We start from the raw sequence: 5,443 nt of genomic DNA, 5'->3' as shown, positions 1-5,443 counted from the left end.
GGGTCGGGCAGCAGGTCGGCCACCAGCGTATCCGGATGCACGGCGGCAACGGCGACGTCGGCAAGCCGCCGGAGCCAGGCCCCCGCGTCCATGGCAGGGTCGAAGGGGAGCAGAGCAGAATTCATGGGGCACCTCTCAGCGGGTGATAGGCTTCGACGGTAGCAGCAGAAACAGGGGGGAAAAAGCCCGACGGCGGGCGGGTTCCAGCCGGGGATCCCGCCGTCGGGTCAAGGGCCGCCGAAGCGGCCATGGGATGGGCGACGACCCGACGCCCATCCGCAGGGAAACACCGACTGAATGTCTGCGCGACCGGTACACGGTTTGCCGTGCCAGGGGTGTCTCCCGGCAACACTCGCTCAGCTGCCGACTTCGTGGTCGGCCAGCGACTCGAGCGCCCTCAGGATCCCGGCATGGTCCCAGTCGGCGCCACCCTGGGCGGCGCAGGCCTGGAACAGTTGCTGGGCATTGGCCGTACCCGGCAGCGCCAGGTTGAGGCTTCGCGCCCCTTCCAAGGCCAGGTTGAGGTCCTTCTGGTGCAGCTTGATCTTGAAGCCCGGGTCGAAGGTACGCTTGATCATGCGCTCACCGTGGACATCGAGGATCTTCGACTGGGCCAGGCCGCCGAGCAGCGATTCGCGCACCTTGGCCACGTCGGCACCCGCCTTCGAGGCGAACAGCAGACCCTCGGCCACCGCCTCGATGGTCAGGGCCACCACGATCTGGTTGGCCACCTTGCAGGTCTGGCCGGCGCCGTGGCCGCCGATATGGGTGATGGTCTTGCCCATCACCTCGAGGACCGGCAGGGCACGGCTGAAGCCCTCCTGGGTGGCGCCCACCATGATGGTCAGGGCCGCGTTGATGGCACCGCCCTCGCCGCCGGAAACCGGAGCGTCCACATACTCGCCGCCGGCTTCTGTAATGCGCTTGGCAAATGCCTGGGTGGCAATGGGGGCGATCGAGCTCATGTCGATGACCAGGGTCCCCGGCTTGAGACCCTCGATGACGCCGCCGTCGCCAAACAGCACCGTTTCCACGTCGGGGGTGTCCGGCACCATGGTGATGATCACCTCGGCCTGCTCGGCCACGGCGCGGGGGTTGTCGAGTTCGGTCATGCCCTTCTCGGCCAGGATGGCGTCCAGCGTGCCGCGCTTGACGGTGACGAGGTCATGGCCGGTGTCGAGCAGGTGACCTGCCATGGGGCGGCCCATGATGCCAAGGCCAATGAAACCGATCTTGCTCATGATGCTTCTCCTTTCTGGCTTGTTATTGGCGTAACTTTCAAATTCGCGTTTTAGCGGTGACTCGCTGGCATCCGAGCGGGGCTAACCCGGCAACCGGTCTGCGAGGAGGCGCTGTGAACCCCTCCCTGGGCGCTACCTTCGCCCTGCTTCGCTCTCGCATCCTGCTCCGCTTGCAGGACCGGTGCTGGCCATCCATGGCCAGCCCGTTCGGAGCAGTGCTCCTCACCCCTGGCGAAGGACCTCCTCTGCGACCGGTTCCCGGCGCCCCTCGCCCAGTCAGTCGCCGATGGGAGTTCTTTCAGCTGCGAGCCTGGTCCAACCAACCCAGGCCTTCCCGAGTCGTCGTCTTCGGCTTGTACTCGCAGCCGACCCAGCCGCCGTAGCCCAACCGGTCGAGATGGGCGAACAGGAAGGGGTAGTTGATCTCGCCGGTACCGGGCTCATGGCGTCCGGGGTTGTCGGCCAACTGGACATGGGCGATCCGATCCAGGTGCCGCTCGATGGTCGGCGCCAGGTCCCCTTCCATGATCTGCATGTGGTAGATGTCGTACTGCAGCTTGAGGTTGTTACTGCCCACCTCGTCGAAGAGCGCCAGCGCCTGCTCGGTGCGGTTTAGGAAGAAGCCCGGGATATCGCGAGTGTTGATGGGCTCGGCGATCAGGCGGATGCCGGCGGCTTCGAGCTTTTCAGCAGCATAGCGGAGGTTATCCACCAGCGTCCGGTGTGCCTGCTCATCGCTCACCCCTGCCGGCTGAATACCGGCCAGGCAATTGACCTGGGTGTTGCCGAGCACCTTGGCGTACTCGATAGCACGGTCGACGCCGGCGCGAAACTCCTCCACCCGATCCGGGTGGCAGGCAATGCCGCGCTCGCCGGCGGCCCAGTCGCCGGCCGGCAGGTTGAAGAGCACCTGGGTGAGGCCGTTGTCATCCAGTCGGGACTTGATCTCGCCGGGTGTGTAGTCGTAGGGGAAGAGGTACTCGACGCCCTTGAAGCCCGCATCGGCGGCGGCCTTGAAGCGATCGAGGAAATCCTCCTCGGTGAACAGCATGCTGAGATTGGCGGCAAACTTGGGCATATCGAACTCCTTAGGTCGTACGTTATTGCTCGGGGCCTGTCCAAAGCGTCCCTTGTGTGCGCAGGTTTCAGGTCAGGCTGGCGATGGAGGTCGGCGCATCCGCCTGATTCTCGGCCAGGGCCTCGAACTCGTTGATGCCACCCAGGTCGGTCCCCATGGCGATGTTGGTCACCCGCTCCAGGATGATCTCGACCACCACCGGCACCCGGTGCTCGGCCATCAACTCGCGGGCCCTCCGGAAGGCCGGGGCGATCTCGTCGGGTCGTGTCACGCGCAGGGCCTTGCAGCCCAGCCCCTGGACGACCGAGACATGGTCCACACCGTAGTCGTTGATTTCCGGGCAGTTGATGTTCTCGAACGAGAGTTGCACGCAGTAGTCCATGTCGAAACCACGCTGGGCCTGGCGGATCAACCCCAGGTAGGAGTTGTTCACCAGCACATGGATATAGGGCAGCTTGAACTGTGCCCCGACCGCCAGTTCCTCGACCATGAACTGGAAGTCGTAGTCGCCGGAAAGGGCAACCACCTGGCGTCCGGATCGGCACGACAGACACCGAGGGCGGCGGGAATCGTCCAGCCCAACGGACCCGCCTGACCGCAGTTAATCCAGTGCCGCGGCTTGTAGGTATGCAGGAACTGGGCACCGGCGATCTGTGACAGGCCGATGGTGCTGACATAGCGGGTGTTCTTGCCGAACACGCGGTTCATTTCCTCATAGACCGCTGCGGCTTGACCGGCACCTCGTCGAAATGGGTCTTGCGCAGCAGGGTGCGCTTGCGCTCCTGGCACTCCTCGGCCCAGCTGCTGCGATCCTTCAGCTTGCCCGCCGCCTTCAGCTCGCCTGCCACCTCGACGAAGAGCTCGAGCGCCGCCTTGGCGTCGGAAACGATGCCGTAGTCGGGGCCGAAGATACGCCCGATCTGGGTCGGCTCGATATCCACATGAACGAACTTGCGCCCTGCCGTATAGGTCTCGAGATTGCCCGTATGGCGGTTGGCCCAGCGGTTGCCGATACCCATCACGAAATCCGACGCCAGCAGGGTGGCATTGCCGTAGCGATGCGAGGTCTGCAGCCCCACCATGCCCGCCATCAGCGGGTGATCGTCCGGAATGGTGCCCCAGCCCATCAGCGTCGGGATCACCGGCACGCCGGTCAGCTCGGCAAATTCGGTCAACAGGTCACTGGCATCGGCATTGATGACACCGCCGCCGGCAACCAGCAGCGGCCTCTCGGACTCGTTGAGCATGGCGATGGCCTTCTCGACCTGGGCCCGCGATGCGCTGGGCTTGTAGGCCGGCAGCGGCTCGTAGGTGTCGGGGTCGAACTCGATCTCGGTCATCTGGACGTCGATGGGCAGGTCGATCAGCACCGGCCCGGGGCGCGAGGAGCGCATCAGCTGGAAGGCCTGCTGGAAGGCGCGGGGCACCTGGGCCGGCTCCAGCACGGTGACGGCCCACTTGGTGACGGGACCGGCAATCGCCTGGATGTCCACCGCCTGGAAATCCTCCTTGTGCAGCTTGGCGCGCGGTGCCTGGCCGGTAATGCAGAGGATCGGGATCGAATCGGCAGTAGCCGAGTAGAGGCCGGTGATCATGTCGGTGCCGGCAGGCCCTGAGGTACCGATACAGACCCCGATATTGCCGGCCTTGGTCCGGGTATAACCCTCGGCCATGTGCGAGGCGCCTTCGACGTGGCGGGCCAGCAGATGATCGATACCGCCCACCTTGCGCATGGCGGCGTAGAAGGGATTGATGGCGGCACCAGGCACCCCGAAGGCAACGTCGATACCTTCTTTCCTGAGCACGTGAACGGCGGCTTCTGCGGCGGTCATACGAGCCATGTTGTTTCCTCCAGTGAGGGCGTTGTTATTCTGCGGGAATTTTTATGGAAAATATTTCTATATACGGAGATTAGGCTCGGCCAGGCCTGTCGTCAATATTTTCTGGAAACTATTTTCATAGAAAATACCCTACACAAAAAGACCCAAGCAACATCAGCTGCTTGGGTCTTTACCGCCGTGTCAAAAGTCGGAAAAAAATCAGTCGACGGCGACGCGAATTGCCAGGGGATGCTCGTCGCAGTTATTGCCCTCGCCGCCACGGTCGACGACCGTTGAGCGCAGCCGACTCAATCCACCCTCATCTCAGCCACGCCAATACCGGCGAAGTCGAGATGCACCCGCTGACCGGCCAGCATCTCCACGACCCCGCCGAAGGTACCGGTGGTGATCACCTCGCCGGCGGCAAAGCCCGCGCCATCGCGGCGGATCCGGTCGTTGACCATCGCCACCAGCAGCTCGGCGGAATCGCCTCCGGGGTGGTTGCCGCAGCCGCTCAAGACAACCTCGCCATCCAGGCTCAGGCGGTAGGCGGCGTTCTTCATCTGCGTTAGGTCACCGGCGGGGGCACCACTGCCCAACACGAATGCACCGTGACTTAGGCCGTCGGCCAACTGCCAGAGCGGCGGCACCTCGGGCCAGGCGCTGAAGCGGCTGTCGACCAACTCGACGGCGGCATGAAGGCTGGCCACCCGATGGGCGATCTCGGTCAGAGTGTAGGGGGCCTTCCTGGGGGAGATTGCCGCCCCCAGCACCACTGCCAGCTCCGGCTCCAAGTAGACCCGATGAAAATCGTTGCGAGCGAAGTGCCCCGGCGAGGCCTGGCTCCACTCGGCGAGCAGCCGCGAGTAACGCGGCACCTCACCCTTGATGATGCCGCCCAGCTTCCAGCCGGAGTGAGTGCCCAAAGCCGTCGAGATCCGGGCTTGGATGGCGCAGGCCGTCGGTACATCGTTCAAAGGTAGGTCCTCCGGCAGAGCGATCAGCTCCCCGGGGGGATAGGCCGCCAGCAGGCGGCTCGCGGCGGTATCGATCAGCATCTCAGTGTTCATGCTCAGAACTCCTTGGCCGCGCCACGGGGCCGGGCCGGCTGTGGCTTGTCACACTTCAGGAAGCGCCCATGGCCCGGCACGGCGGTCGGTTCACCGTCCCGGGAGACAACGCTGCCCCGGCACAGGGTGAGTACCGGCCTCCCGGTCAGCTCTAGCCCCTCGTAGGGGGTGTAGTCCACGGCATGATGCAGGGTCGCGTTCCGCACCGTGGTGCGGACATCGGGGTCCCATAGG

At 64.6% G+C, this 5,443-nt stretch carries 4 protein-coding genes and 2 pseudogenes; 1 reads left to right on the top strand and 5 read right to left on the bottom strand.

Annotated elements, in window-relative coordinates; all coding sequences use genetic code 11:
• Nucleotides 1–356 precede the first annotated feature (356 nt).
• From Q427_RS16090 to gcl, 3 genes and pseudogenes are all read right to left on the bottom strand, one after another.
• Nucleotides 357–1,241, bottom strand: a complete 885-nt coding sequence (locus Q427_RS16090) for a 2-hydroxy-3-oxopropionate reductase (protein ID WP_043515766.1) — start codon at nt 1,239–1,241, stop codon at nt 357–359.
• Between the two features lie 298 nt (nt 1,242–1,539).
• A complete protein-coding gene (gene hyi, locus Q427_RS16085; RefSeq protein ID WP_043515764.1) occupies nt 1,540–2,319 on the bottom strand; it encodes a hydroxypyruvate isomerase in 780 nt (259 codons plus the stop codon).
• Nucleotides 2,320–2,386: 67 nt separating this feature from the next.
• Nucleotides 2,387–4,160: pseudogene (gcl, locus tag Q427_RS16080) on the bottom strand (glyoxylate carboligase).
• Between gcl and Q427_RS31425 the strand changes: the two are divergent.
• Entirely contained in the window at nt 4,125–4,436 is a 312-nt protein-coding gene (locus Q427_RS31425) for a hypothetical protein (protein WP_155833594.1), read from the top strand. The pseudogene gcl and the gene Q427_RS31425 overlap by 36 nt on opposite strands.
• 11 nt (nt 4,437–4,447) lie before the next feature.
• On the opposite strand, the gene Q427_RS16075 is transcribed toward Q427_RS31425, so the two are convergent.
• Nucleotides 4,448–5,209, bottom strand: a complete 762-nt coding sequence (locus Q427_RS16075) for a 2-keto-4-pentenoate hydratase (RefSeq protein WP_043515762.1) — start codon at nt 5,207–5,209, stop codon at nt 4,448–4,450.
• A gap of 2 nt (nt 5,210–5,211) precedes the next feature.
• Nucleotides 5,212–5,443 (bottom strand): annotated as a pseudogene (locus tag Q427_RS32420) (dihydropyrimidinase); the annotation flags it as partial.

Source organism: Halomonas sp. BC04 (assembly GCF_000568385.1).
The sequence above is the reverse complement of the archived record's forward strand: the minus strand, read 5'-3'. Positions and strand labels throughout refer to the sequence as shown.